Origin of the sequence: Streptosporangium vulgare (assembly GCF_042428775.1) — a bacterium.
Classification (GTDB): Bacteria; Actinomycetota; Actinomycetes; order Streptosporangiales; family Streptosporangiaceae; genus Streptosporangium; species Streptosporangium vulgare.
This window is the reverse complement of the sequence record NZ_JBHMBS010000003.1, coordinates 313,899-338,220: the sequence shown is the minus strand read 5'-3', so window position 1 is coordinate 338,220 and position 24,322 is coordinate 313,899. Positions and strand designations below refer to the sequence as shown.

20 protein-coding genes and 1 pseudogene are annotated in these 24,322 nt (G+C 71.0%); 8 read left to right on the top strand and 13 right to left on the bottom strand.

Features of this window, described 5'->3' with window-relative positions:
* Nucleotides 1-220: 220 nt before the first annotated feature.
* Together ACFFRH_RS08275 and ACFFRH_RS08270 are read left to right on the top strand one after the other, a co-directional pair.
* Nucleotides 221-601: a response regulator transcription factor gene (locus ACFFRH_RS08275; RefSeq protein WP_386155714.1), complete on the top strand. Its 381-nt coding sequence runs from the start codon at nucleotides 221-223 to the stop codon at nucleotides 599-601.
* Between the two features lie 360 nt (nucleotides 602-961).
* Nucleotides 962-2,179, top strand: coding sequence for a Cmx/CmrA family chloramphenicol efflux MFS transporter (locus tag ACFFRH_RS08270; protein ID WP_344744363.1), 1,218 nt, complete (start codon nucleotides 962-964; stop codon nucleotides 2,177-2,179).
* Here the strand turns inward: ACFFRH_RS08270 and ACFFRH_RS08265 are convergent.
* Together ACFFRH_RS08265 and ACFFRH_RS08260 are read right to left on the bottom strand one after the other, a co-directional pair.
* Nucleotides 2,173-2,304, bottom strand: a pseudogene (locus tag ACFFRH_RS08265) (IS481 family transposase); the annotation flags it as partial. The gene ACFFRH_RS08270 and the pseudogene ACFFRH_RS08265 overlap by 7 nt on opposite strands.
* Nucleotides 2,305-2,327: 23 nt before the next feature.
* A complete protein-coding gene (locus tag ACFFRH_RS08260; RefSeq protein WP_344744365.1) occupies nucleotides 2,328-3,041 on the bottom strand; it encodes a TetR/AcrR family transcriptional regulator in 714 nt (237 codons plus the stop codon).
* Nucleotides 3,042-3,355: 314 nt separating this feature from the next.
* On the opposite strand from ACFFRH_RS08260, the gene ACFFRH_RS08255 reads away from it, so the two are divergent.
* The gene (locus ACFFRH_RS08255) at nucleotides 3,356-3,778 is read left to right on the top strand and encodes a hypothetical protein (RefSeq protein ID WP_344744366.1); all 423 of its coding nucleotides are present in this window, start codon (nucleotides 3,356-3,358) and stop codon (nucleotides 3,776-3,778) included.
* Between the two features lie 110 nt (nucleotides 3,779-3,888).
* Here the strand turns inward: ACFFRH_RS08255 and ACFFRH_RS08250 are convergent, their stop codons facing one another.
* Nucleotides 3,889-6,702, bottom strand: a complete 2,814-nt coding sequence (locus tag ACFFRH_RS08250; RefSeq protein ID WP_386155371.1) for a helix-turn-helix transcriptional regulator — start codon at nucleotides 6,700-6,702, stop codon at nucleotides 3,889-3,891.
* Nucleotides 6,703-6,819: 117 nt separating this feature from the next.
* Between ACFFRH_RS08250 and ACFFRH_RS08245 the strand changes: the two genes are divergently transcribed.
* On the top strand, nucleotides 6,820-7,440 hold the full coding sequence (locus ACFFRH_RS08245; RefSeq protein WP_344744368.1) for a LysE family translocator: 621 nt from the start codon (nucleotides 6,820-6,822) through the stop codon (nucleotides 7,438-7,440).
* Nucleotides 7,441-7,623: 183 nt separating this feature from the next.
* Here the strand turns inward: ACFFRH_RS08245 and ACFFRH_RS08240 are convergent, their stop codons facing one another.
* From ACFFRH_RS08240 to ACFFRH_RS08225, 4 genes are all read right to left on the bottom strand, one after another.
* Entirely contained in the window at nucleotides 7,624-8,835 is a 1,212-nt protein-coding gene (locus ACFFRH_RS08240) for a hypothetical protein (RefSeq protein WP_344744370.1), read from the bottom strand.
* Between the two features lie 31 nt (nucleotides 8,836-8,866).
* Nucleotides 8,867-9,253, bottom strand: a complete 387-nt coding sequence (locus ACFFRH_RS08235) for a Rid family detoxifying hydrolase (protein ID WP_344744371.1) — start codon at nucleotides 9,251-9,253, stop codon at nucleotides 8,867-8,869.
* A 32-nt stretch (nucleotides 9,254-9,285) separates the two neighbouring features.
* Nucleotides 9,286-10,395 carry an alanine racemase gene (locus ACFFRH_RS08230; RefSeq protein WP_344744372.1) on the bottom strand — a complete coding sequence of 370 codons (1,110 nt, stop codon included), beginning with the start codon at nucleotides 10,393-10,395 and terminating at the stop codon, nucleotides 9,286-9,288.
* Nucleotides 10,396-10,657: 262 nt separating this feature from the next.
* Nucleotides 10,658-12,181, bottom strand: a complete 1,524-nt coding sequence (locus ACFFRH_RS08225; RefSeq protein WP_344744373.1) for an N-acyl-D-amino-acid deacylase family protein — start codon at nucleotides 12,179-12,181, stop codon at nucleotides 10,658-10,660.
* Between the two features lie 204 nt (nucleotides 12,182-12,385).
* Between ACFFRH_RS08225 and ACFFRH_RS08220 the strand changes: the two genes are divergently transcribed.
* Nucleotides 12,386-14,086, top strand: coding sequence for a glycosyl hydrolase family 8 (locus tag ACFFRH_RS08220; RefSeq protein ID WP_386155367.1), 1,701 nt, complete (start codon nucleotides 12,386-12,388; stop codon nucleotides 14,084-14,086).
* 217 nt (nucleotides 14,087-14,303) lie between these two features.
* Here the strand turns inward: ACFFRH_RS08220 and ligA are convergent, their stop codons facing one another.
* The 5 genes from ligA to ACFFRH_RS08195 form a co-directional block, all read right to left on the bottom strand.
* A complete protein-coding gene (ligA, locus tag ACFFRH_RS08215; protein WP_344744376.1) occupies nucleotides 14,304-16,394 on the bottom strand; it encodes an NAD-dependent DNA ligase LigA in 2,091 nt (696 codons plus the stop codon).
* A 448-nt stretch (nucleotides 16,395-16,842) separates the two neighbouring features.
* Nucleotides 16,843-17,472 (bottom strand): hypothetical protein, encoded by a 630-nt coding sequence (locus ACFFRH_RS08210; protein WP_344744377.1) that lies wholly within the window; start codon nucleotides 17,470-17,472, stop codon nucleotides 16,843-16,845.
* Complete coding sequence (locus ACFFRH_RS08205; RefSeq protein ID WP_344744379.1) at nucleotides 17,459-19,021, bottom strand: extracellular solute-binding protein; 1,563 nt, start codon at nucleotides 19,019-19,021, stop codon at nucleotides 17,459-17,461. The genes ACFFRH_RS08210 and ACFFRH_RS08205 overlap by 14 nt, the downstream gene beginning before the upstream one ends.
* 134 nt (nucleotides 19,022-19,155) lie before the next feature.
* Complete coding sequence (locus tag ACFFRH_RS08200; RefSeq protein WP_344744380.1) at nucleotides 19,156-20,322, bottom strand: toxic anion resistance protein; 1,167 nt, start codon at nucleotides 20,320-20,322, stop codon at nucleotides 19,156-19,158.
* Between the two features lie 34 nt (nucleotides 20,323-20,356).
* Nucleotides 20,357-21,472, bottom strand: a complete 1,116-nt coding sequence (locus ACFFRH_RS08195) for a hypothetical protein (RefSeq protein ID WP_344744381.1) — start codon at nucleotides 21,470-21,472, stop codon at nucleotides 20,357-20,359.
* A 501-nt stretch (nucleotides 21,473-21,973) separates the two neighbouring features.
* Between ACFFRH_RS08195 and ACFFRH_RS08190 the strand changes: the two genes are divergently transcribed.
* The 3 genes from ACFFRH_RS08190 (at nucleotide 21,974) to ACFFRH_RS08180 (ending at nucleotide 23,870) form a co-directional block, all read left to right on the top strand.
* Nucleotides 21,974-22,789 (top strand): glycerophosphodiester phosphodiesterase, encoded by an 816-nt coding sequence (locus ACFFRH_RS08190; RefSeq protein WP_344744382.1) that lies wholly within the window; start codon nucleotides 21,974-21,976, stop codon nucleotides 22,787-22,789.
* Nucleotides 22,790-22,990: 201 nt separating this feature from the next.
* On the top strand, nucleotides 22,991-23,707 hold the full coding sequence (locus ACFFRH_RS08185; protein ID WP_344744383.1) for a class I SAM-dependent methyltransferase: 717 nt from the start codon (nucleotides 22,991-22,993) through the stop codon (nucleotides 23,705-23,707).
* 10 nt (nucleotides 23,708-23,717) lie between these two features.
* A complete protein-coding gene (locus tag ACFFRH_RS08180; RefSeq protein WP_344744384.1) occupies nucleotides 23,718-23,870 on the top strand; it encodes a hypothetical protein in 153 nt (50 codons plus the stop codon).
* A 115-nt stretch (nucleotides 23,871-23,985) separates the two neighbouring features.
* Here the strand turns inward: ACFFRH_RS08180 and ACFFRH_RS08175 are convergent, their stop codons facing one another.
* Nucleotides 23,986-24,195 (bottom strand): three-helix bundle dimerization domain-containing protein, encoded by a 210-nt coding sequence (locus ACFFRH_RS08175; protein ID WP_344744386.1) that lies wholly within the window; start codon nucleotides 24,193-24,195, stop codon nucleotides 23,986-23,988.
* Between the last annotated feature and the right edge of the window lie 127 nt (nucleotides 24,196-24,322).

Genomic DNA, 24,322 nt, shown 5'->3' with positions numbered 1-24,322 from the left:
CGGCTCACCGGAGAGGAGAGCTGATGATCACCGGGCGCCAGCTGGCCCCTCCGGCCCCTCACCCGCCCCTCCAACGACAGGTCCGGCGAGCCCGGAGTTCTCGGGGAAAGGCGGGAAACGCCTGTCGCCCCCGAATAGCTGTGCGTACACATCTTCGGAAACCCGCGCGGAAGCGGGAGAGAGGAGTTAGCCTCACGCCGTGGGAGAGGTTCTGGGCAAGGTGTTGGTAGTGGATGACGACGACGTCATCCGGCAGCTCATCGCGGTCAACCTGACCCTGGAGGGGTTTCAGGTGGACACGGCCTCCGACGGGCAGGACTGCCTGGACCGGGTGCTGGACGTGATGCCTGACGTCATCACTCTGGACGTCATGATGCCCAGACTGGACGGCTGGATGACCGCCACCAGGCTGCGGAACGATGAGGGGACCAGCCATATCAAGGTGGTCCTGATCACCGCTCGGGCGCAGGAGGACGACAAGCGGCGGGGCCTCGGAATCGGGGTCGACGCCTACCTCACGAAACCCTTCGACCCGGCGGAGCTGATCCAGGTCGTCCGCGAGCTGGCCCTGACCGCGCGCAGCGGCCACGGCAAGGCGTGACTCGCGGAGCCGGTCAGGACCGCCCTCAACTGCCCTCAGCCGGCTTCAGGGGCCGATCGGGGCGACGCCTGACCCGCGAAGCCGATCACGACCGGTCGGTGCGGGGCAGGACGTCGACGACACCTCCTGCGGGCGGAATTCGTTTGCGTGACGACCGATCGGTTCAAGTAGTGTTCGGGGCATGTCGAGCCCCGAGGCATCCAAGGTGGGGGCTTTCGGTCACGCCGTCAGCTCCCTGAACCACTGAGTTCGCAGTCCACTCCCCGCCGGCTTCGCTGAGCGGGGCGGATGCGCGCGCCCCTGGGTGCTGGCCGCGGTGACGAGACGTCTTCCTCTCGTTCTCTCACCTCGGAGCTCTCGATGCCTCTTCCGCTCTATTTGCTCGCCGTGGCGGTCTTCGCCATGGGCACCTCGGAGTTCATGCTCTCCGGCCTGGTGCCGGACATCGCCACCGGCCTGAAGGTGCCGGTCGGCGATGCCGGGCTTCTGACCTCGGCCTTCGCGGTCGGAATGGTCCTCGGAGCGCCGCTGATGGCGGTGCTCGCCCGCCGGTGGCCCGCCCGTGCCGGTCTGCTGGGCTTCGTGCTGGTGTTCGCCGCCGCCCATGTCGCGGGTGCCCTCACACCGAGTTTCCCGGTTCTCCTGTCCACCCGCGTGATCGCCGCCCTGGCCAACGCGGGCTTTCTGGCGGTCGCGCTGAGTACGGCGACCACGCTCGTCACAGCCGCCCGGAAGGGACGTGCGCTCGCGGTGCTGCTCTCCGGCACGACGGTGGCCACTATCGCCGGGGTTCCGGGCGGCGCGGTGCTCGGAACGCTGCTCGGCTGGCGGGCGACCTTCTGGGCGATCGCACTGCTCTGCCTTCCCGCCGCCTTCGGCATCGTGAGAGGCATCCCGGACCACGCCGAAGGCTCCACGCGGGACGACGCTCCGGCCGGCCCCTCTCTACGGACCGAGATCGCCCAGCTCGCGATGCCCAGGCTGGTCCTGGTCATGTCGCTGGGCGCCCTGGTCAACGCCGCCACATTCGCCACGTTCACCTTCCTGGCGCCGATCGTGACCGGCACCGCGGGCCTGGACGAGCTCTGGGTCCCGGTGGCGCTGGTGCTCTTCGGTACGGGGTCCTTCGCCGGCGTCACTCTCGCGGGCCGGCTATCGGATCGGCGCCCCGGCATCGTGATCGGAATCGGCGGCCCGGCGTTGTTGCTCGGCTGGACCACGTCGGCGATCGTCGCCGCCCAGCCGGTGGCGCTTCTCATTCTCGTGTTCGTACAGGGTGCGCTGTCCTTCGCCGTGGGCAGCACCCTGATCGCCAGGGTGCTCCACGAGTCGGCGGGCGCCCCCACCATGGGCGGGGCCTACGCGACCGCGGCACTCAACGTCGGCGCGGCGGGTGGCCCCGCCGTCGCGGCGGCGACCCTCGGAGCCGGTGCCGGCGATCTTGGCCCGATATGGGTGAGCGCCCTCCTTGTCGCGCTCGCGGTGCTCACCGCACTACCTCTGCTCCGAGTGATCGCACCCCAGGCCGGCCCTGGGCGAGAGGTCCCTGACGACCTCGACGTTCGCCAGGCGTATTGACCACGAGCGTTGCCGACGCGGCTGATGGGGGGTTGCCCGTCGAGTGCGGTGTGGCATCGGTGGTGGTCGCAGGTATGGAGGAAGCCCGCCGGGGCCTCGGTGCGTTCGGCGTCGCCGACGTACGGGACCCCGGCGTCCTCCGCGGCCGTCATCCTCTCCCGCCGGAACTCCGGCCGCCCGCCGTGTCGACCACGGCCTCGATCTCCTCGGCCAGCAGGAGACCGGCGTCCATGCCCATACTGTCGAAGGCGCCGGCGATCTCGAGCGAGACGAGTCCGTGGACGCGTGACCAGCAGAGCACGCCGAGCCGCAGCGCCGCCGGGGTGATGTCCGCGGGCGCGCCGATCGCCTGCCCCCACCGCAGCAGCGACTCGTCGAGCGGGGTGCCGTCGGCGGAGGACGGCGACGCGATCTCCTGCAGGGCGATGACCAGCGGGAGCATGCCCTCGTTGACCGCGGCGACCCCCTCGGGGGCATCCTGCCCGGCGGGTGAGCGGTCGGAGAAGAGCATCGCGTACCGGCGCGGGAGGGCCAGTGCCCAGCGCCGCCAGGCCTGGACCATGAGGGCGACCCTGGACCGGGCGTCCTGTCCCGCCCCGTCCCGCGCGGCCGCCGCGACGGTGGCCCCGAGGTCGGTGTAGGCGTCGACGACGAGCGCTTCCAGCAGCGCTTCGCGTGAGGGGAAGTAGCGGTAGAGCGCGGGCGGGCTCATGCCCATGGCCTTGCCCACCGATGCGATCGACACGTCGTTCGTCCCGCCGGTGTCGAGGAGCTCGAAGGCGCGCTGCTTGATCTCGTCGATGGTCTGCCGGCGGAGCCGCTCGCGGCGGGTCGGACCTTCGGTACCGGTGCTCGTGGACATACCCAAAGTGTAACCCCGTTGCTTTAAATACTGACCGACGCTACAGTTAAGGTGCGTAACAAAAATTAATAACCATCGCAGATGGGTCCGCCACCGGCGGTGGATCCCAGTCCACGACGGCGACACGGCCGGGCGGCACTCACAACCGATCAGCGCTCACAGCCAGTCGGCGCTCGTGGAACGCGGTAGCCGTCCGACGGCTTCGACGCGACCGGACGCGCCTCCCCCGGCAGCCGGCCGGACCCGGATGTCGTGCGCTCACGGTGTGCCCATGGCACCCGCCCCAGAGCGCCCCCTCGATACAAGGAGTTCTCATGAACGTTGGAACCGATGTCTCCGCCGCCGTCAGACGCCCGGCCCCCTGGGCGGATCGGATCGGGCGCACACTGATGGCCCTCGACGCCGTCGCGACCCTCGTCGCGTTCGCGGGCGGAGTCATGATCATGATCAGCGTGTCCGACGACCGCGTCATCACCGAGGCGTGGCGGACGTTCGCCTACATCGTCTTCGCGGGACTGTGGGCCATCCTCGCCATCGCACCGCGCCGCCAGTGGGGCCTGTGGGAGCTCCTGCTCCTCCAGAAAGGCGCGATCACCGTTTACTCCTTCACGATGTGGGACATGCCCGACGCGTCGAGTACCGCCCTCATCGACCTCGCCGTGACGGTGACGACCGCGGCGGCCTATGTGCTGTGCCGCGGCTGGTACGCATGGCGGACCGATGCCTCAGACCGGTGAGCGACGGACGACCCGCCCGCCACGGCCACGCGGACGTCCCGCCCGGCCATGGCGGGACAGGGCGGGGCAGGACACGGCCGGGCGGGACGCAGCCGGGCAGGACACGGCGGTCAGAGCAGGCCGTCTCGATGGGCCACGGCGGCCGCCTGGGTCCGGGAGGAGACGCCCAGCTTGCCCAGGATGTTGGAGACGTGCACGCTCACCGTCTTCTGTGCGATGAACAGCCGCTCGCCGATCTCGCGGTTGGGCAGGCCCTCGGCCACCAGGGCGAGCACCTCCTGCTCGCGGGAGGTGAGCACGGTCGGCGGCGCGGAGGTGAAGCGCGCCCTGCGCCCCAGTTCCACCAAGGCCGCGCCGAGCGGCCGGGCGCCCAGCGACTCGGCCGCCTCGACGGCGAGCTTCCATTCCTTCAGCGCGGCGGCACGGTCGCCCTCGGCGAGCAGCGCCTCGGCGAGCCGCCACCGCGAGCGCGCGACCTCGTAGACGAATCCGAAGTCGAAGGCCTCGACCACCCCGCGCCACGCCGCGACGGCGGGACGGCCGTGCGCGCGGTGCCATTCGGCCTCGGCCCTGGCCAGCCAGGCCAGGCCCTCGGGACCGAGCGGGCCGCGCCGCACGGAGCCGGGGCCGACGGCGGCGGGCACCCTGGCCCGCTCCAGGAAGGCGTCGGCCTCCTCCGCGCGTCCCAGGTCCGTCAGCGCCCACAGGGCGGTGCTGCTGAGCCGGATCACGGCGGGGTCGTTGGGAAGCATGGCGTCGAGCCCCGCGCGGGCGTGTTCGAGGGCGGCCTCGGGGTCGCCGTGCCACAGGGCGTGCTCGGCGGCCAGGCCGCGGCCCATGGCGATGATCGTGATGTCGTCGGTCCAGAAGGGCCGCAGCCACGACAGGCGGTCCTCGACGACGGGAAGGCCCCTCGCCACCTCGACGAAGAGCGCGAAGGACGACAGCAACGCCTCCGGCGGGGTGCCGACGCGGACGGCGAACCCGGAGGCGACCTTCTCCGCCAGGTCCCACTCCCCCGCGACGTAGTGGATCAGGAGGCGCAGGAAGCGCAGGTCGGTGCCGTAGGTGCTCCAGTTGAGGCCGCTCTCGCGTGCGAGCCGCAGCCCCCGGTCGGCGGTGGTCGCCGCCTCGGCGAGGTCGCCGCTCTCGTACTGGACCCGGGCGTAGGTGAACATGGCCCGCAGGTCGATGGCGAGGTTGCCCGAGCTCTCCGCGCTCGCGCAGGCGAGCAGCTCCTTGGCCCGGGGGATGTCGTCGGCGAGCGCGGCGAGAGCGGCGAGGGTGATCAACGCGCTGGTCTCCGCGTCGGCGGCACCGCTCGCGCGGGCCGTCTCCAGGGCGCGGCGGGCCAGGGCCTCGACCTCGTCGTGCCGCTCGGTCCAGTAGAGCGAGCGGGCGTAGGTCGCGAGCGCGCGGGCGAGCACCGGCCCCTCCGGCGCCGCCTCGACGGCAGCGTACGCGGCGGCGATCGAGCCCTCGACGTCCTCGGTGTCGATGAGGTAGTACGACAGCCGCTCGTTGATCTCGGCGGAGGGCGGGAGGCGCCGGAGCTGGGAGATCGCCCGGTGGTTGTCGCCGCTGTCGGCCGCCGCGGCGGCGCTGCGCGCGGCGAGGGCGACGTGGTCGATCCCGGCCAGCCGCTCGGCGTCGGGAACCCGGTCCCAGAGCCCGAGCGCCCGGTCGAAGTGGTGGTGCGCCTCGGCGGGCGCCCCGAGCCGCTCGGCCCTCCGCCCGGCCTCCACGGACGCGGCCAGCGCCCCCGGCAGGTCGTGACCCGCCAGGTAGTGGTGGGCGAGCTCGGCCGCCGCCCCCTCCCGGGCGGTGAGCAGGCGGGCGAACTCGGCGTGCATCCTGGTCCGCTCGCCCGGCAGCAGGTCGTTGTAGACGACCTCCTGGAGAAGCGCGTGCCGGAAGGCGTAGCCGTACTCCCCGTCGGGGCGGAGCAGGCCGCGGGAGACGATCTCCCGCATGCTCTCCTCGAAGGCCAGGTCGTCGAGGCCCGAGGCCTGCTGGAGCAGGTCGTGGTCGGCCCGGCGGCCCGCGACGGCCGCGCCGCCGAGCACCCGCTGCGCGGGGTCGGAGAGCAGCTCCGCCCGGGAGAGCAACAGGCCGGCCAGGCCGTCGGGCATCGAGGAGCCCTCGGAGGCGGCGTCCAGCAGCTCCTGGGCGTAGAAGGGATTGCCCTCGGCCCGGTCGACGACCTTCCGCATCACCCCGGCGTCGGTGCCGCCGAGGGCGGCCAGGTAGTCGGTCATCTCGTGGCGGTCGAGGGGGGCCAGCTCCAGCGATGTCACCGAGGGGAGGCGCTTGAGCTCGGCGAGGACCCGCCGCAGCGGGTGGCGGCGGTGGAGGTCGTCGGTGCGGTAGGTGCCGACGAGGCAGACGCGCTCGGTCTGCAGCATCCGGCTGAGGAAGACCAGCAGGTCGCGGGTGGACTGGTCGGCCCAGTGCAGGTCCTCCAGGACGAGCAGCACGGGCTGCGTGGACAGGAAGCCGAGCACCGAGCCGAAGAGCTGCTGCTGCGTCAGGCCCGACGTGCTCTCCCTGCCCGGGTCGGTGCCGCCCGGCAGCAGCCTGCCGAGGACCGGCCGCGCGTCGAGCGCCGCGCGCAGCTCCCCGCGTGCCGAGCGCAGGGCGTCGGCGAGCGGGAGGTAGGGAAGGGCGTCGCCGAGTTCGGCGCACTGGCCGACGAGCACGGCGAACCCGGCGGCCTCGGCGCGCTCGGCCAGCTCGGTGATCAGGCGGGTCTTGCCGATGCCCGCGTCGCCTCCCACGAGGGCCACCCCCGCCTGCCCCGTGGCCGCGGTGTCGAGCACGGCGGTGAGGCGATCGAACTCCACCGATCGCCCGATCAGAACGCTCCGCGTGCTTTGCCACCCCACGTCGGCGAGTATCGCACGGGGTACCGACGTAATCGACATTCCGGTGACGGGGCCCATTGGTACCCCAGCAGGGGACGAACATGGACTGATTGGTACACCAAAGGGCCCGCGTATTGGCCCTGACGGCGGCGACCGGGACGACCTTAGGGTCGGGGCATGATCTCCCCGTCCACATTGCTGATCTTCTCGCTCGCCTCGCTCGCACTGGTCCTGGTACCGGGCCCGAACCACATCTACATCATCACCCGCGCCGTCTCGCAGGGCCGGGCCGCCGGTGTGGCGAGCGCGTTCGGCGTCGAGGTGGGCACGCTGGTGCACATCGCCGCGGCGGCGGCCGGACTCTCGTACGTGATCGCGCGGTCGGCGACCCTGTTCAACGTGATCAAGTGGGCCGGTGTGGCCTACCTGGTCTACCTGGGCATCCGCGCGCTGACGAGCAGACAGGAGCTCGCGAGCCGGGAGGCCCCGCCGCAGCCGCTTCGGGCGATCTTCCTTGAGGGCATGGTCGTCAACGTGCTCAACCCCAAGGTGATCCTCTTCTTCCTCGCGTTCCTGCCCCAGTTCGTGGAGCCCGAGGCGGGCGCGGTGCCGCTGCAGATCGCCGTCCTGGGCGGAACCCTGCTGCTCCTGGGCCTGCTCTCCGACCTGATCTACGCCATGGCGGCGGGCGCCGTCGGCGGGCGGCTGAGGAGCAGGGCACCTCTGATCGGCCGGTTCAGCGGGGTCGTCTACCTGGGTCTCGGCGTCGCGACCGCGCTCTCCGGCCGCTCCGCCTGACGGCACGAGACCGTCTCGGCCGCCCGAAGCCGCCCGGACGCAACGACGCAACGACGACACCTGATCCCACAGGGCTTTCCGAACGCACAAGACCACTCGGACCTCCGAGACCACCCGGACCTCCGACGAAGCCCCCCCGGACGCGCGGTCCGGCGGCCGGCCGCTCCCCGGGGCGAGCCGGTCTCAGGTGGAGAGCGCGCCCGGGATGCGGTCCAGGATCGGGTAGGGCATGAGCCCGTACGCGTAGAAGTCGACCGCGTCCGCCCCCGAGGCCCGCACGGCGCGGACCTTGGCCGCGAGGCGGTCGGCCGAGTCGGTGTCGGGCAGGCCGGGCCGCAGGACGACCCGCAGCTCCTTGTCCTTGCCCGTCGAGCGCCGGTAGGCGACCACGTCGTCGGCGACCCTGGCCGCGTCACGGGCGTAGGCGAGCACGCCGAGCGAGGGCACCAGGTCGCCGAGGGCGACCAGGTCGACGCCGAGCTGCCAGGAGTCGTGCGCGGCGAGCCCCGGTGAGGGCAGGCCGTCGGTGTAGCCCTTGACGGCGCCGGTGGCGTCGAGGAAGACGAGGCGCGAGCCCTCGTCGGTGACGGCGGTGGAGACCTCGGAGACCAGCGAGGTCACCACCTCGGAGCGGGCCCGCGCGTAGGCGACCACCTCGGGGCCCGCGTACGCGGTGAGAGCCGCGCGGGTCACCTCGCCCTGGGCGGGAGGGTCGCCGTCGAACACGGCGCCCACGATCCTGGAGCACTCCTCGCGCGCCACCTCCGCGTTCACGCCCAGGTCGGCGGCGCGGCGCATGCAGAAGCCGCAGAAGCACAGGCCCAGCAGGAACGCGTCCATCGGCCCGAGCGGGACGAAGCTGCGCTCGTGGTGGTAGCCGTGGCCGAAGGTCCCGTAGTGCAGCGCCTCGGCCACCACGCTGTCGACGCCCTGCCTGGCCACCGCCCGGCCCAGCGCGACCGCGTACAGGCGTACGTCCGGGTGGGCGGGGCACAGGTCGGCGGGCGAGCCGCGGTCGCCGAAGCAGTTGCGCACGGTCACGTCCGGGTCGGCCAGCCCGAGCGTGGTGTTCTGCAGGAAGACGGTCCAGCCGTTCAGCGCGAGCCCGCGCTCGGCGGTGGCCCTGCGCAGGGCGGCCAGCGGCTCGTCCTCGGCGCCGGCCTGGACGGGCGGGACGAGCCGCAGCCCGCCGAACAGGTCGGCGGGCGGCGTGAAGTGCGCGCCGTCGGTGCGGAGCGTCACCCGGGAGCGGCCGTGCGGGGTGACGTCGCGGGCACGGTGGTAGGCCGCGGCCACGGTCACGCCCGTCACGCCGTATCCGGTGATCCGGTCGAGGACCGCTTCGAGGCCCTCCCCGCGCACGTCCTCGACGTAGACGTATAGCGAGCTGTCCAAGCCGCCGCCCTCCCACGAAGTCGGTCAGACTCTAACGCGGCTTGTGGGCCACGAAGTCGATCTCGACGAGGATGTCCATCAGGTCCGAGCCGACGGTCGTGCGGACCGGGTACGGGCGGGTGAAATACGACTTGTAGACCTCGTTGTAGGCGGCGAAGTCACGCTTGAGGTGCTGCAGGTGCACGGTCGACTTCACCACGTCGTCGAAGCCGAGACCGTGCGCCGCGAGGATCGCGCCGAGGTTGCGCATCACCTGGTGGGTCTGCTCGGCCACGTCGGTCCCGACGACCTCGCCGGTCTCGGGACTGAGCGGCCCCATGCCCGAGGTGTAGACGAAGTCGCCGACCACGAGGCCCTGCGAGTACGCCCCGACGGGCGCCGCGCCCTCGTCGGTCCTCAGCTCCTGCTTGTCGCTCATCTCACCAATCCTCAACAACGAAGAACAAGAAATCAGAAAAAGGTGTTTATCAGATCGACGACGACATACTCCTCGTCGACCACCGGGATGACCCGCCACTTGTCGAAGGCGGTGCACGGGTGGGAGATGCCGAACGACACCAGGTCCCCGGGCTTCACCGGCGAGCCCGGCGCCAGCCTCAGGACCGCGTGCTGGTCCTGGACCTTGAGCACCGTCGCGTCCGCGACGGCTCCGCGCGGGATCGGCAGCCCCTCGTCGAAGGGGGCGTCGCGCTTGCCGAACCCGACCACGGCCAGACCGGGCTCGGGGACGCTCAGCACGTGCGCCCAGATCTCCAGCGCCGCGCGCAGCTCCCCGTCGATCCGGGTGTACGGGGTGCGCTCGCGGTAGTAGCCGTCGTCGTGGGAGACGTAGGCGCCGCTGCGCAGCATCACCCTGGCCTGGCAGGCGGCGAGCTCGCGGCCGATCACGTCGAACCACTGGCTGCCGCCCACCGACAGGATCGGGTCGCGCACCCGCAGGTGCTCCAGCGCCTCCAGCAGCCGGCGCAGGTAGGCCCGCACCTCCTCCGCCGAGCCCAGCGACCCCTCGTACCCGGCGACGCCCGCCAGCTCCACCCCCTCGGCCGCCTGCGCCGCCGAGGCGACCTCCAGCAGCTGGGCGAGCGTACGGCTGCCGCCCCGCCCGCCCTCGTGGCCGAGCTCGGCCAGCACGCGGAACGGCCTCGCCCCCGCGTGCCGGGAGAGCGCCTCGACCCCGGCGACCGAGTCGACGAAGCAGAGGAACTCGAACGCGGGGTCTCCGGCCAGCTCGGCGGCGAGGGCGGTCAGCCCGGCCGGGTCGAAGACCTGGTTGGCGAGGACGATCCTGGGGACGCCGAACTCGCGCAGGGTGAGCGCCTGGCTGGGGGTGGCGACCGTGAGCCCCCACGCGCCCGCGGCGAGCTGCGCGCCGGTCAGCTCGGGCGACATGGTGGTCTTGGCGTGCGGGGCGAAGGTGAGCCCGTACTCCCGGGTGAAGGCCGCGAGGGTCGCGATGTTGTGCTCCAGCGCGTCGCGGTGGGCCACCATCACGGGGAAGGTGAACACCCCGCCGAACAGCGAGGCCCCCAGCGCGGCCCCGGGATCCACGATCCCCTTCACGTCCCGTCCCCCTCTGCTCGCCTCGGCGGATGTGGCGGCTCGCGGGCCGCCGGATCCGGGCGTGGGAGATCGCGTCCCCGCTCGGCCGCCCTGAGGACCCTATCCTCACGGCGGCCTCTCCAGGGCCGCGCTCTCGGAGACGTGCTTTCGGAGACGTGCCCTCAGGGCCTCGCCCTTAGAGGTGGGCCTTTATGACTTTCGTGGCTTTCATGGTCTTTTGGGACTTTCAGGGTCTTCGAGGCTTTCACGGTCTCCAGCGCTTTCAGGGGCGCAGCGCCCTGCCTGGGGTGGCGCCGGTGAGCTCTCTTCCGGCGAGGACCGGGACCCCGGAGACGAGGACGTCGCCGATCCCGGTGGCCGGGACGCGCGGGACGGCGTACGTGGCCAGGTCGGCGACCGCGCCGGCGTCGAGGACGACCAGGTCGGCGACCTGCCCGGGGCGGACGAGGCCCCGCCCTTCGAGGCCGAAGCGGCGGGCCGGGTGCGAGGCGAGGTGGACGACGGCCTGCTCCAGGGTCCAGTCGCCGGTCTCGCGGACGTGGTGGCCGAGCATCCTGGCGAACGCGCCGTAGCCCCGGGGGTGGGGGTGGCCGCCCACGTAGATGCCGTCGGAGCCGCCGGTGTGGGCCGGGTGGCGCAGGATCGCCCGGACCGACGCCTCACCCTCGGGGCCCTCGTCCGGGCGGGCCGACACGCACCCGGCCTCCAGCCGGGTGTCGATCAGGATCCTGCGGCAGAACTCGCCCGGCTCCAGCCCGGCCTCGGCGGCGGCGTCGGGCAGCGTCATCCCCTCGGCCCACTCGGCGCCGGGCACGTGGGAGAAGGTGATCCTCGGCCAGAGCGTCTCGTCCCACTCGATCGCCTCGGACTCCAGCAGCTCCAGCGCGCGGGCGGTGTCGGCGGCCGGGACCCACGAGGGCAGCGCGACCATCGCGAGGATCGTGCTGCCCCGCAGGTAGGGATAGGTGTCGAAGGTGATGTCGATCCCCATGAGCCGGGCCTCGTCGACCAGCGGCAGGAGCGTGGCGGCCGGGCCGTGGTAGTGCGAGACGTGAACGGCGGCGCCCGAGCGCCGGGCGATGTCCGTCACCTCGGCCATCCCGGCGGGGGCCGCGGCCCCGTACCCGCGCATGTGCGTCACGTACGGCAGATGGGCCAGCGGCGCGCAGAGCGCGGCGATCTCGGCGGCGTCGGCGTAGCGGCCCGGGGCGTACTCCAGGCCGGTGGAGAGGCCGCAGGCCCCCTCCGACAGGCCGCGCTCGACGCGGGCCAGCATCGCGGCCAGCTCGTCGGCGGTCGCGGCCCGCTCGGCGGCGCCCATCACGTCGTGGCGGATCGTGCCGTGCGGCAACAGGTACGCGGTGTTCAGCGCGGTCGCCCGGTCGTAGCCCGCGAGCAGTTCCCCGACGCCGATCGGCCCGTCGGCCGAAGGGTGGACACCGTTGACGGCCGCGAAGTAGCGGGTGGCGTAGGCGAAGGTCTCCGGGGTGGTGGAGGGGGCGAAGGAGAGCCCGTCCTGGCCGAGGACGAACGTGGTCACGCCCTGCCGGAGCGCGGCGAGCTGCACCTCCTTGTCGAGGACGAGGGCGTCGCCGTGGGCGTGGCAGTCGACGAGGCCGGGCATGACGTGGCGCCCGCCCGCCTCGACGACGGTCGTGGCGTCCGCGCCCTCCAGACGGCCCACGGCGGTGATCCGGTCACCGTTGACACCGACGTCGGCACGGCAGGCCGGAGCTCCGGTGCCGTCGAGCACCCAGCCATCCCTGATCAATACATCGAACGACATGCCGGGATTCAATCACCCGGAAGGTCTTCGTCACATCCAGCGATCGCCTTCGTTCTCCCTGCCCATGTCCTGGATTTCCCCTCGATCACGAAGTGGGGGAATTTGGGCCCCCCACCCCCTTGACCGTGACGTGTCAGGGATGGTGCCATCTTTCACTAGTTAGGAACCTTTCCTAACTAGTTGATCGCAGAGAGGGCACCCCCTGTGCATGCGAGACCGCGTCTCCAACGCCCCTCGACCGTCCTCGTCCTGGCACTGACGTCGGCACTGATCGCATCGGTGTTCGTGCTGGCGGCGCCGCCCGGATTCGCCGCCGACTCCCTGCTCTCCCAGGGCCGCCCGGCCACCTCGTCCTCCAGCGAGGACTCCACGCTGCTCCCCGCCGCCGCCTTCGACGGCAACACCGCGACCCGCTGGGCCTCCGCCGAGGGCCACGACCCCGAGTGGATCCGCGTCGACCTCGGCGCCTCCGCCACCATCTCCCGGGTCAAGCTGACCTGGGAGGCCGCGTACGGGAAGTCGTACCGCGTCGAGGTCTCGCCCGACGGTTCCACCTGGACCTCCGCCTACTCGACGACCACCGGCGACGGCGGCGTCGACGACCTCACCCTGTCCGGCACCGGCCGCTACGTGCGGATGTACGGCACCGCGCGGGGCACCTCCTACGGCTACTCGCTGTACGAGATGGAGGTCTACGGCAGCACGGGGGGCACGACCCCGACTCCCACCCCGACGGTCACCCCGACCCCCGGCGGCCCCGGCGTGCCGTTCGGCTCGCACACGATCCCCTACGCCTCCGGGATACTGCGCCCGACCGGCGCCCAGGCGACGCTCGACCAGAAGGTCGTCGACTACTACAAGGCGTGGAAGGCCGCGTTCGTCAAGCAGAACTGCGGCAACGGCTGGTACCAGATCATCTCCCCCGACGCCGACCACCCGTACGTGGCCGAGGCGCAGGGCTACGGCATGGTCATCACCGCCACGATGGCCGGGGCCGACCCCGACGCGAAGAAGATCTTCGACGGCCTGGTGAAGTACGTCCTGGCCCACCCGTCGTCGATCACCCCCGGCCTGCTCGCCGCCGAGCAGAACACCGCCTGCCAGAGCGTCAACGGCGGCGACTCCGCCACCGACGGCGACCTGGACGTGGCCTACGGGCTGCTGCTCGCCGACCGGCAGTGGGGCAGCTCGGGCACCTACAACTACAAGCAGCTCGCGATCAACCACATCAACGCCATCAAGGCCGGCGAGGTCAACGCGACCACCAAGCTCATGAAGCTCGGCGACTGGAGCAGCTCGGGCGACGCGTACTACTGGATCAGCCGCTCCTCGGACTGGATGATCGACCACTTCAGGGCGTTCCGTAAGGCCACCGGCGACACGACCTGGGACACCGTCCGCACCAACCACCAGAACCTGATCGCCTCCCAGCAGGCGACCTACGCCCCGGGCACCGGCCTGCTCGCCGACTTCGTGGTCAACACCAACACCACCCCGAAGCCCGCGCCGGGTCAGGTGCTGGAGGACGCCAACGACGGCAAGTTCTGGTGGAACGCCTGCCGCGACCCGTGGCGGATCGGCAACGACGCGGTGACCAGCGGCGACGCCAAGTCCCTCGCCGCCGCGCGCAAGCTCAACACCTGGATCAAGGGCAAGACCGGCGGCAACCCGAACAACATCGCGGTCGGCTACTCCCTCAACGGCACCCAGATCTCCAGCGGCAGCGAACCGGCCTACTTCGCCCCGTTCGCGGTCGCGGCGATGACCGACTCCGGCAGCCAGGCCTGGCTGGACGCCCTGTGGACCAAGATGATCAACACCCCGTTCACCGCCGGTGACTACTACTCGACCAGCATCCAGCTCCAGGTCATGATCACCGTAACCGGCAACCACTGGGTGCCCTGACCCTCACACTTACCGTTGCGGCCCTCGCCTCCGGGCGGGGGCCGCACTTGCACGCCCGTACCCGTCACACGTCATTCAGGCGATTTTCACGGAGCGGTCCCCGAAGTCGGCTGATCGACGACAGCGGACGCCCCCGTGAGTGAGCCGACCAGCCTGTGGTCGACGGTTGTGGCCGCTGATCCGCGCCCCGCCCCCGCTCCCATGGCTCCGGTCCCGATCAGATGAGGTCTCCGACGAGGTCGGCGAACTCCTCCGGGCCGACGATCCGCACGCCCAGGGTCTCGGCCTTCGCGCGCTTGGAGCCCGCGCTCTCCCCGGCCACCAACAGGCTGGTCCTCTTCGAGACGCTGGAGGAGGACTTGCCTCCGGCGCGCTCGATCAGCTCGTTCATCTGGTTGCGGGTCAGCGCCTCCAGCGCTCCGCTCATCGAGCCGGTGACCACGACGGACATCCCGGCCAGCGGCAGCTCGGACGCTTCGCCCGGCTCCGCGTCCGTCTGCGCGTCGGAGTCGGGGGCGACGGGTGGTGTCCAGCCGGGTTCGGTCATGGTCACCCCGGCCTTGACCAGCTTGTCGATGAGATCGGTGAGCTCGACCAGCTCCGCCACCACCCCCGGGGCCTTCTTCGGGCCGAGGCCCTCGACCGCCTCGATCGCCTCGGCGTCGGCCGCGCGGATGGCGTCCATGCTGCCGAAGTGCCGGGCGATGCGGCGGCTCATGGAGCGGCCGGTGCCGCGCACGCCCAGCGCGCAGAACACCCTGCTGAGCGGCTGGGCCTTGGCCCGCTCGATGGCGGCGAGCAGGTTGTCGGTGCTGGTCTCACCCATCCGCTCCAGGCCCAGCACCTGCTCGCGGGTCAGGAAGAACAGGTCGGCGAAGTCGGCGATCAGCCCGGCGTCGAGCATCTGCTGGATGCGGCTCTCGGCCAGGCCCTCGATGTCGAGCTGGTCGCGGCCGGCGGCGTAGCCGATGGAGGCGATCGTCCGGCAGGCGCGACCGCGCACGCACCGCCACCGCTCCTGGGAGGCGTCGATCTCGTCGCCGCACAACGGGCAGACCTGCGGGATCGGGATCGGCCGCTCGTCTCCGGTGCGCAGGTGCACAACCGGAGCCTCGACCCGGGGAATCACGTCGCCGGCCTTGTAGACGGTGACGCTGTCGCCGAGCATCAGGCCCCGGCGGGTGATGTCGGCGACGTTGTGCAGGGTGGCGTAGGTGACGGTGCTGCCGTCGAGCACGACCGGCTCCAGCACGGCGCGCGGGGCGATGATGCCGCTGCGGCCGACGTTCCACTCCACGTCGAGCAGTTTGGTGATCTTCTCGGTGGCGGGCAGCTTGTAGGCGATCGCCCACCGGGGCGCGCGCGTGCCGAAGCCCGCCTGCGCCTGGTCGGCGGCGAGATCACACTTGATCACGATACCGTCGATGCCGAAGACCAGCTCGGCCCGCTTGGCCGCGATGTGCTCGACCCGCTCCTGGACCTGCTCCAGCGTCTCGGCGACGATCCCGGCGATCGGGGTGGCAGTGGTGGTCTGCACGCCCTGGCCGGTGACCCATGCCATGACCTCGCTGTGCGGCAGTTCACGCAGCCGCGCGGCCGGCTCGGAGGTGTCGTCGGGGTGGGGCAGCGCGCCGTAGCCAAAGAACGTCAGCTCGCACACATACGGCCGGTCCTGGGCGCGCAGCGTGCCGGCGGCGGCGCTGCGCGGGTTGGCGAACGTGGTGCCGTCGTGCGCCTGGCGCTTGGCGCACGCGTCCTCGAACTGCGAGGTGGTCATCATCACCTCGCCGCGCAACTCCACCGTGACCGGCTCGGCCAGCCTGGCGGGCAATCCCACGATGGTGCCGATCGCGTGGCTCACATCCTCACCCTTGGTGCCGTCACCTCGGGTGACCAACTGCACCAGCCGCCCGCTGCGATAGCGTGCGGCGATCGCCAGCCCGTCAAGCTTCGGTTCCACGCTCCATGCCGTAACCGGACGACCCAGCCTGCGCTCCAGCGATGCGGCCCAGTCGACCAGTTTCTCCGCACTGAAGACGTTGTCCAGGCTCAGCATCGGCACCGTGTGCGGCACATCGCCGACCACCGCACCGCCGGCCACCTTGCCCGTCGGAGAGGTCGGCAGCACCTCATCGGGGTGCTCGGCCTCATACGCCTGAATGCCCCGGACCAGCCGGTCGTAGGCGTCGTCGTCCAGCGTGGAGGTGCCGTCGCCGTAGTAGGCCGCGGCGGCGTCCAGGGCGAGCTGGACGGCTTCGGCGTAGGCGGTCTGATCAGCGAGAAGAGTGCTCGGGGGCGCGTCGGTCATGATCCCATTCTCTCGCCCGGCACCGACAATTCCGGGCCGCGGAACGCGACCCGGCGCAGAGTGCTCCTCCTGGGCGTGGACGTCAGCTGGGGGCTGTTCAAGACGCGGCGGGTCCGCGAGGAACTCACCGCCCAAGCTCAGGCTCCGCAGCAGAGCCAGACATGTCGGTCCGGTGGCGTCGGAGCCCTTCCGTGAACCCGCCGAAGGTCAGGTACGCCGTGAGGGGATGACGGCGTCTAATTGAGAGGTTGACAGCCGGACCTCTACCGACAGGTTGTGCGAGGACGTCCGTCCTGCGGTCGAGCACACGTCTGCGCCACCCCCACCTGCTGAAGGCCCTCGCCACCCTGGATCCGGTGGCGTGCCACTTCCCGCTCGGTGACCTCACCGACGCGAAGGCGATCGAGACGGGGCCTCCTCGCGCCCCCGGAGACGTCGGGCGACCAGGTCAGAGGTCCAGGCCGGAGCCGCCGAACCGGTCCCGCAGGAACCTGCCCTGGTCGCGCAGGGCCTGCTCGTCGCCCCGGTAGACGGACTCGGCCACCCTACGCAGCCGGGTGTCCAGCAGGTCGAGCTGGGCGAGCAGTTCCTCGTGCGCGCTGCGCTCCCGCTCACCGCGCCGCGTGAGCGCGCGGGAGCGGGGCAGGTTCGCGTACGCCTCCAGGCTGGAGGGCAGGTAGTCCCTGATCGTCTGCGACACGATGTGCAGGTGGTCGGGTGAGGAGGTGAGGGTGTCCGCCCGCCGGAGAATGTCGCGCAGCACCTCGGCGAGCGCGCCGACCCTCGTCGTCACGTCGTCGGGGAAGCGGTTCTGGCCGACCTTGACCAGCAGGGTGTCCAGGTCGGCACGCAGCCGCCGCGACTCCACCTCGGCGTGCGAGATCGTGAGCCTCACCCGGTCCGCCGGGGCGAGCAGCGCCCCGACGCCGTACAGCCCGGCGACCACGACGGGCCAGAACGTCCCGGCGACGCCGAGGAAGACCAGGAGCACCCCGGCGAGGGCCAGGGCGCACCCGGCGATGTTCCTGGTCGACCCGGCGTAGGCGAGGATCCGCCCTCCCGGGCTACTGGTAGCCACGGATCTCCTTGAAGGCCGTGGCCAGCGACCCCTGCCGGGCGTCGAAGGTCGCCCCTCCGGTGAGTTCGGCGATCCGCCGCATCTCGTCGACGTCGCTGTCGCCGAAGAGCACGACGAACGTCCTGACCTTCACGGGGAGAGAGGCGTAGTGGGCGGCGAAGTCGTCGTAGGAGCCGCCGTCGGTGTTCTCGCCGTCCGTCATCAGCACGATCGAGGTGAAGTCCTCCGACGGCGAGGACCGCACCTGCTCGTAGGCGGCCCGCAGGCTGTCGAAGATCGCGGTACCGCCGCCGGCCCGCAGTCCCTCGCCGTAGGAGCGGATCCGCTGGAGCACCGGTTCGGCGTCGCGGTCGGGCAGGGTGAAGGTCCGCGGGGTGCCGGGGCCGGTGTTGAACGGGATCATCGTGACCGTCTCGCGGTCGCGGAAGCGCGAGAACGACCCGCTGGCGGAGGTGTCGGCGCCGGACAGGGCGGTCAGCGCCTGCTTGAGCGCGGCGATCCGCTCCCCGCGCATCGAACCGGAGGTGTCCAGCACGAACAGGGTCCGCGACGGCCTGCGTACCTGGTTGAGGTAGACGCCGATCAGCTTGTCGGCCGCGCCACGCCGGTTGGGGAAGGGCAGCTCCACCAGCGACGCGGTCCCGAAACGCGGCTCCGGCCTGACCTCGGGGACGATGGGCCTGCGGTGGGTGGTGGTCATGATCTCCCGCTGGATCTCCGGCGTGCGCAGCCAGGCGGCGAGCTTGCCGTACAGCTCCTTCTTCTCCGGGGGCGCGGAGCTCAGGAGCGTGAGGGGGTAGTCGGCCGTCACCACCCCGTCGCCCGGGTAGACCAGCGTGAGCGGTTCGGAGAGTTTTCCGGAGGCGTTGAGGCCGAGCAGCACGGACTCGTAGTTCACGAGCCCGTCCACCGTGCCCTCCTTGGTGTACGCGTCCGCGAGCCAGCCGGAGGAACCGGAGGTGAGCGTCTGCGCCGAGAAGAACTCCTTCAGCCGGGGGGTCGCCGCGGTTATCTGGGCCTCCTCCAGGGCCTCACCGGCGTCGGAGAGCGCCGCCGTCACGCCGACCAGCGCCGAGAATCCGGAGTTGGACGCGGCGGGGCTGGTCATGCCGAAGGTGAACTTCCCGGCGCGCGCGGCCGAGGCGATGTCGCTCCAGGTCACTGGCTTGGCGTCCCACCCGAGCTCGCGGGCCTTGGACGCCTTGAGCCCGAGCAGCACGGGCGAGACCATGACCTTGGTCTGGGTCGAGAGCCGCGCGGCCGCCCCGTCGATCAGCGACAGGTAGCGGTTGGAGGAGAACCAGGTCGCGTCGTACCGCCCGTTCGCGCCGCCGCTCGCCACCTGGTCGGCCCCGTCGAGCGTTCCGGCGTACGACAGCGTGACCCGAACGCCGACGGCGTCCTCGGCCCGCCCGAGCAGCGGTTCCAGGTCGCCGACCTCACTTCCCGCGAGGACGCGGAGCACGTCGGGGCCGTCGGCGGGAGTGTCGGACGTGTCGGCTCCGCCGCACGCGGCCGACGCCACCAGCAGGACCAGTGGGACCAGCACGGCGAGCGCCCACCTCACCCGGCGGCCACCCGCCCGCACGCCGGGCGCCGGCCCAGTCCAGCGTGAACCGAGTGGCACGCCGGATACCGACCAGGCCGGGCGGGAGTCCGGTGACGCACCGGGTGCCGGGCCGCTCATCGCGGGAGTTCCTGCTCGTCGCCGCGCCGGGAGCGCTCCAGGTACGTGCGCGCGTGGTCCAGCTCGACGGTCAGGCTGTCCACGGTGATCGCCATGTTCTCCACGGCCTTGGCCTTGAACGTGTCGATCATGTCCATGGTGGCGTAGATGTTGTCGAACGCCTTGCGCAGCGCGTCCATATCAACCGTGGTCGAGGCCGCCTGGGTCTGGATGCCGGCGGCCTGGGTGCGCAGCATCTCGCTGGTCGCCACGATCAGGTCGGAGGTGGTGGCGTTCAGCGCGGTGATCTGGTCGAGCACGAGTTTCTGGTTGGCGAGGGCCTGGGCCACGGTCACGGCCGTGCGCAGCGCCGCGACCGTCGTCGTGGTGGCCCGGTCCACGCCTTTGATCAGTTCGAGGTTGTTCCTGCGGATCAGGTCCAGTGCGAGGTATCCCTGGGCGGAGACGGCGAGCTGGGTCAGCAGGTCCTGGTGCTTCTGCCGGATGCCGAACAGCGCGTCCGAGCGCAGCGCGGTGGCCTTCTCCGGCTCGGCCGCCTCGACGTACATGATCTTCTCTTCCACCGCGGCGTCGAGGGCGGCGGCGAGCAGCGCGTACTCCTGCAGGCGCTTCATCGACTCCCACAGGTTGGTCTTCTCGCCCTCGATGGCCGCGTTGTCCTTTCGCAGCTCGTCCTGCCCGGACTTCAGGGCGCGGATGATGTCGTCGAGGTGTTTCTGCGCCGATTGGTACTTCGCGAAGTAGTCGCGCAGCCGGTCGCCGAACGGGATCAGTCCCAGCAGCTTCCTGGCCGGGCCGGATGTCTGCTTGGGATCGAGGTCGACGATCGTGCGGCGCAGCGCGACCAACTGCCCCGCCACCGCCGCCTGTGCGTCCCGGCCCTCGCCCTTGACGGACGCCAGCGCGGCCACCGGGCGCCTCAGCATGCGGTTCGCCACCTGGGAGGAGGCCCGGATCTCGGAGTCGCCCATGGAGGTGATGTCGTGCACCTTCCTGGTGAACTCCGGCGACCTGGGGTCCAGGCCGCTCAGTTCCTCGGCGAAACCACGGGCCTTCTCCGCCAGTTCCGCCTCCCGCCCCTCCGGGACCGGCAGCATGGTGGCCGCCTTCTCCGTGGGCACCTTGGCCACGGGTTCGGGCGGGCTGAGCACGAGATCGCTCACGGTGGTCTCTCCTCGAAGCGCGGGGAAGGTGAGGTCAGGGAGTGGGTGAGGGGACCGCTCCGGAGCGGTAGAGCGTCTCGACCGCGGAGATCATGCCCTCCAGCCGCTCGTGGTCGGGGGGCTCCACCACGTCGACCAGGCCGGGTGGCAGCGGAGCCCCCACCTTCGCCACGAGGTCGTCGAACGCCCGGGGGGCGGCGGTGCGGAAGCCGTACAGGGCCGCGAGGCGCCCGAGTTCCGGGTCCTCCTGCAGGAGGCGGCCGACCTCGGCGCCCCGCTCGCCCAGCGGTACGAGCGTGTGCTTGCTCAAGACCGTGGGAGAGGGGTAGAGCAGCCGCATGTCGGGGCGGATCGAGCCGTCCCCGGCGAACAGGCGCGAGGCGTACTGCGCCTCGTAGATCACGACCATGGGCGTCTTTCCCATCCCCAGGGACAGGTAGTCCTCGAACGGCGCCTCGGTGGAGGTCTCGGAGTAGCCCTGGTCGAGGAAGAGCGGGGCGACGGCCTGGGCGACCCTGGCCCCCCGCTCGTCGGAGGTGACCACGTCGTCGCCGTTGGCCACGTAACCGGCGATCGCCAGGTACATCGCCGCGGAGTTGGAGGTGCGGATGTCGGTGGTGGTGAGCAGCACGCGCTTGCGCGCCGGGTAAGCGGTATTACCCGGCAATTTATCCCACCGAGTGCCTTTCGCTACCAAAACCAGATATTTCTGGATATCGAGCACCTGGTACCCCTGACCGGAGTCCCGTACGACGCCCGCCCTGGTGAGCACGTCCACGATCGGGGTGAAAGTGGCGATCGCCATGGGCGAGGAGAACGGCGCGAACGTGCGGGCGACACCCCGGTCGCGCCTGATCTTCTCGGCCGCCGGAGCGCTGGAGGGGAACGCGAAGCCGTATTTTCCCAGGTCCACCGAGGTCGCGATCTGGCGCGACCCGGCGGTGTCGACCTCCACCCGGAGGCCGTGCGCGGCGAAGGCCGCCCGCACTCTCGGATCGTCGAAGAACGGCTTCTTCTCCGATCCGATCACCCCCCGGACCAGGGCGAGCTCACGCGCCTTCGCGCCGCCGTCACGGTTGCCCACCACGATCGCCGCCACCACGGCGGCGCCGAGGAGCAGTGCCAGCCCGACACCGATCCAACGCCTCATGTGATTCCTCGAAAGCTTGCCCCGTATCGCTATGAAATAGCGGTTGTCATTGAATTATGTGATTAATGACGACAGTGCGGAGCGAGGCACTCACAACGTATTGACAATTCACTTTCCGTTCACCGACACGCCGCTCGGAGGGCGGTCGCCGTCGTCACGCCGGAACTCGCATGAATCCCCCGGCGCCGGCCTCGACCCGCTGGAAAGCGTCGGGGGCGCCCCTCGGATCGCCCGTCACCACCGCCCGTACGCCGTCCGCGCCCACCTTCGGGAACTGCCGGATTCCGCGAGTTTGGCGAGCTCGGCGAGTCTTACCCGGAGCCGGCATCGGTTTTCCGTGCCCCTCTCCCACGCCGGGCCATAGCGACACGCGCGGCACAGCGGTGCCGAGGCGATTGCTCATCTGCCCGGCATCGGCCAACCACTCGCATGTCAACTCAATGTCATGAGCGCGAGTCAGATTCAGGGTCGTAGGACGTTCCCCGGATGTCGAGGAGACCCATGTTCCGACGACTCGTCCTCACTGTCATGACCACGCTGGTGGTACTGGCGGCGGTCGTTCCCCCGGCCGCCGCGCAGCCACCGGCCCCCACCACGGTCGCCCATCGCGGGGCGTCGGCGTACGCGCCGGAGAACACCGTCGCGGCCTTCGAGCTGGCGAACGAGCAGGGCGCCGACATGTTCGAGCTCGACGTCCAGGAGACCAAGGACCACGAGCTGGTCCTGATGCACGACACGACACTGGCCCGTACCACCAACGTCGAGAGACTGTTCCCCGGCCTGGCGCCCTGGAGGGTCGGCGACCTCACCCTCGCGCAGATCCGCAGGCTGGACGCGGGCTCGTGGTTCGACGCGAAGTACAAGGGCGAGCCGGTGCCCACGCTCGGAGAGACCCTGCGCGCGATGAGCGCGAGCCGGCTCGGCCTGCTGCTGGAGATCAAGGCGCCGGGGCTCTACCCGGGCATCGAGACCCGCGTCGCCGACGAGCTGCGACGTCACCCCTCGTGGCTGGGGCCCGGACGGCTCATCGTGCAGTCGTTCGACTGGAACTCGATGCGCACGTTCCGCCGGGTCATGCCCCGGGTCCCGATCGGCCTGATCGGCACGCCCGCGATCGCCGACCTCCCGGGACTCGCGAGGTTCGCCGATCAGATCAACCCGCCCTACAACGAGCTCACCCCCGAGTACGTCAGGCGTGTCCACCGCCACCGCATGGAGGTCTTCACCTGGACCGTGGACGATCCGGCGATGATGCGGCGCGTGACCTCCTACCGGGTGGACGGCATCATCACCAACAAACCCGACCTGACGCCCTGAGGGGGCGGACCACCCACCCGGCTCCTCGTGACGACGGTCCCTCCGGCCGGGACTCCCCGGATCCCCGGCCACGGGACGCCGACCGGCGGAAGGGCCGGAGAGATGTCTCCCGGTGTTCACCCCGGCCAGGTGACGGCGGTGGTCGCCCTGTTGGAAGCATGAGCCCGCGAGACAGGAAACCACGACACTGGAGCACGCACGGTGACACCGACCGGCCCCGCCACCGACGCCTCCGGCGGCACCTCCCTGCTGCGCGAGTTCCTCCGGTCCCCGCTGCTGACCGCCACGGTCGCCCCGAGCTCGCGACGGCTCGCCGCGCAGATGGTCGTGCCGATCCCCGAACGCGGGGAGCCGACGGTCGTCGAGCTGGGACCGGGAACCGGCGCCTTCACCCGGGTCATCCAGGATCGTCTGGGGGGCAGGGGCCACCATCTGGCCGTCGAGCTCAACCCGCGCCTGGCCGTGCTCCTCGGCCGTCGCTTCCCCGGCGTGGAGGTCGTGCACGCCCACGCGGCGGAGCTGCCCGGGTTGATGGCCGAGCGCGGCCTGTCCGCCGACGTCGTGGTCAGCGGCCTGCCCTGGGTCGCGTTCCGGCCGGTGGCGGGCGCCCGGCTGCTGCCGCTGGTGGCCGGCTCCCTGTCCCGAGACGGGGTGTTCACCCAGTTCGCCTACCGCTGGACACGATGGGCGCCACCCGCGCGAGAACACCTCCATGATCTTCGTACGACCTTCGAGGAGGTCGTGCTCGGCCGGACGGTGTGGCGCAACCTGCCCCCCGCCCTGGTGTACCTCGCCCGCCGCCCCCGGCAACGACGCGGAGAGGATGCCGACGAGCCGGTAACCGTTTCGACCTCCGTCTCCCGCCCAGGCTCTTCGCACCGCTGGAGAGACGCGAGGCGGTCACAGGCCCAAGACTGAAACCGCCGAATTGGGCCTGGAGAAACTCGCCCCTGGTCACACTGGTCCTGCTCGCCGCCTGGTAGAGCGGCTTGGCCACCTCGTACGACCGGGTGCCCAGCGGATCAAGCTGAGCGAGCGGTTCCTCGCGGGCGCGGCGCTCCCGATCGCCTACACCGCGTGAGTGCGCAGGAACGAAGCAGGCCCGCGCACGCCTCCAGGCTGACGGCAAGCAGGCCCAATCGCCTGCAAGGACATGTCTGCGCTGCGATCCACCGCCCCTGGAGCCGCCGAGCACCTCAGGCGGAGCCGCCGAGTTCCTTACGGGCGATCCGCTCAACGAAAACGGGAACGAAATCACGGATCGGACGGTCATCGAAGCGCTGGTGGATTGCCGTCACAGTGGAGTGCACCCGCTCGGCCTCATGAGTACCGGCGAAGACTTTCGTCAAACGGTCGGTAAGCTCACCGAGGGCCAGGTGCTCTCGTTCGGCAACATCTATGCTCATGAAGCCTCCCAAGTTGGCATCAGGCGCGTACCCATCTACAGCACCTTCGGCCTCTTTGCCCCGAATCGATATTGAATATCCCTAAATATCTAGTTCAGTGGGGGACGTCCCTGGCGTGACCACCGCG

Bases quoted from the DNA above. Each gene is read 5' to 3' on its own strand.
- ACFFRH_RS08195 (WP_344744381.1), bottom strand. From the start codon at position 21,472: ATGAGGCGTTGGATCGGTGTCGGGCTGGCACTGCTCCTCGGCGCCGCC.
- ACFFRH_RS08250 (WP_386155371.1), bottom strand. From the start codon at position 6,702: ATGTCGATTACGTCGGTACCCCGTGCGATACTCGCCGACGTGGGGTGG.
- ACFFRH_RS08175 (WP_344744386.1), bottom strand. From the start codon at position 24,195: ATGAGCATAGATGTTGCCGAACGAGAGCACCTGGCCCTCGGTGAGCTT.
- ACFFRH_RS08190 (WP_344744382.1), top strand. From the start codon at position 21,974: ATGTTCCGACGACTCGTCCTCACTGTCATGACCACGCTGGTGGTACTG.
- ACFFRH_RS08255 (WP_344744366.1), top strand. From the start codon at position 3,356: ATGAACGTTGGAACCGATGTCTCCGCCGCCGTCAGACGCCCGGCCCCC.
- ligA (WP_344744376.1), bottom strand. From the start codon at position 16,394: ATGACCGACGCGCCCCCGAGCACTCTTCTCGCTGATCAGACCGCCTAC.
- ACFFRH_RS08270 (WP_344744363.1), top strand. From the start codon at position 962: ATGCCTCTTCCGCTCTATTTGCTCGCCGTGGCGGTCTTCGCCATGGGC.
- ACFFRH_RS08225 (WP_344744373.1), bottom strand. From the start codon at position 12,181: ATGTCGTTCGATGTATTGATCAGGGATGGCTGGGTGCTCGACGGCACC.
- ACFFRH_RS08245 (WP_344744368.1), top strand. From the start codon at position 6,820: ATGATCTCCCCGTCCACATTGCTGATCTTCTCGCTCGCCTCGCTCGCA.
- ACFFRH_RS08260 (WP_344744365.1), bottom strand. From the start codon at position 3,041: ATGTCCACGAGCACCGGTACCGAAGGTCCGACCCGCCGCGAGCGGCTC.
- ACFFRH_RS08235 (WP_344744371.1), bottom strand. From the start codon at position 9,253: ATGAGCGACAAGCAGGAGCTGAGGACCGACGAGGGCGCGGCGCCCGTC.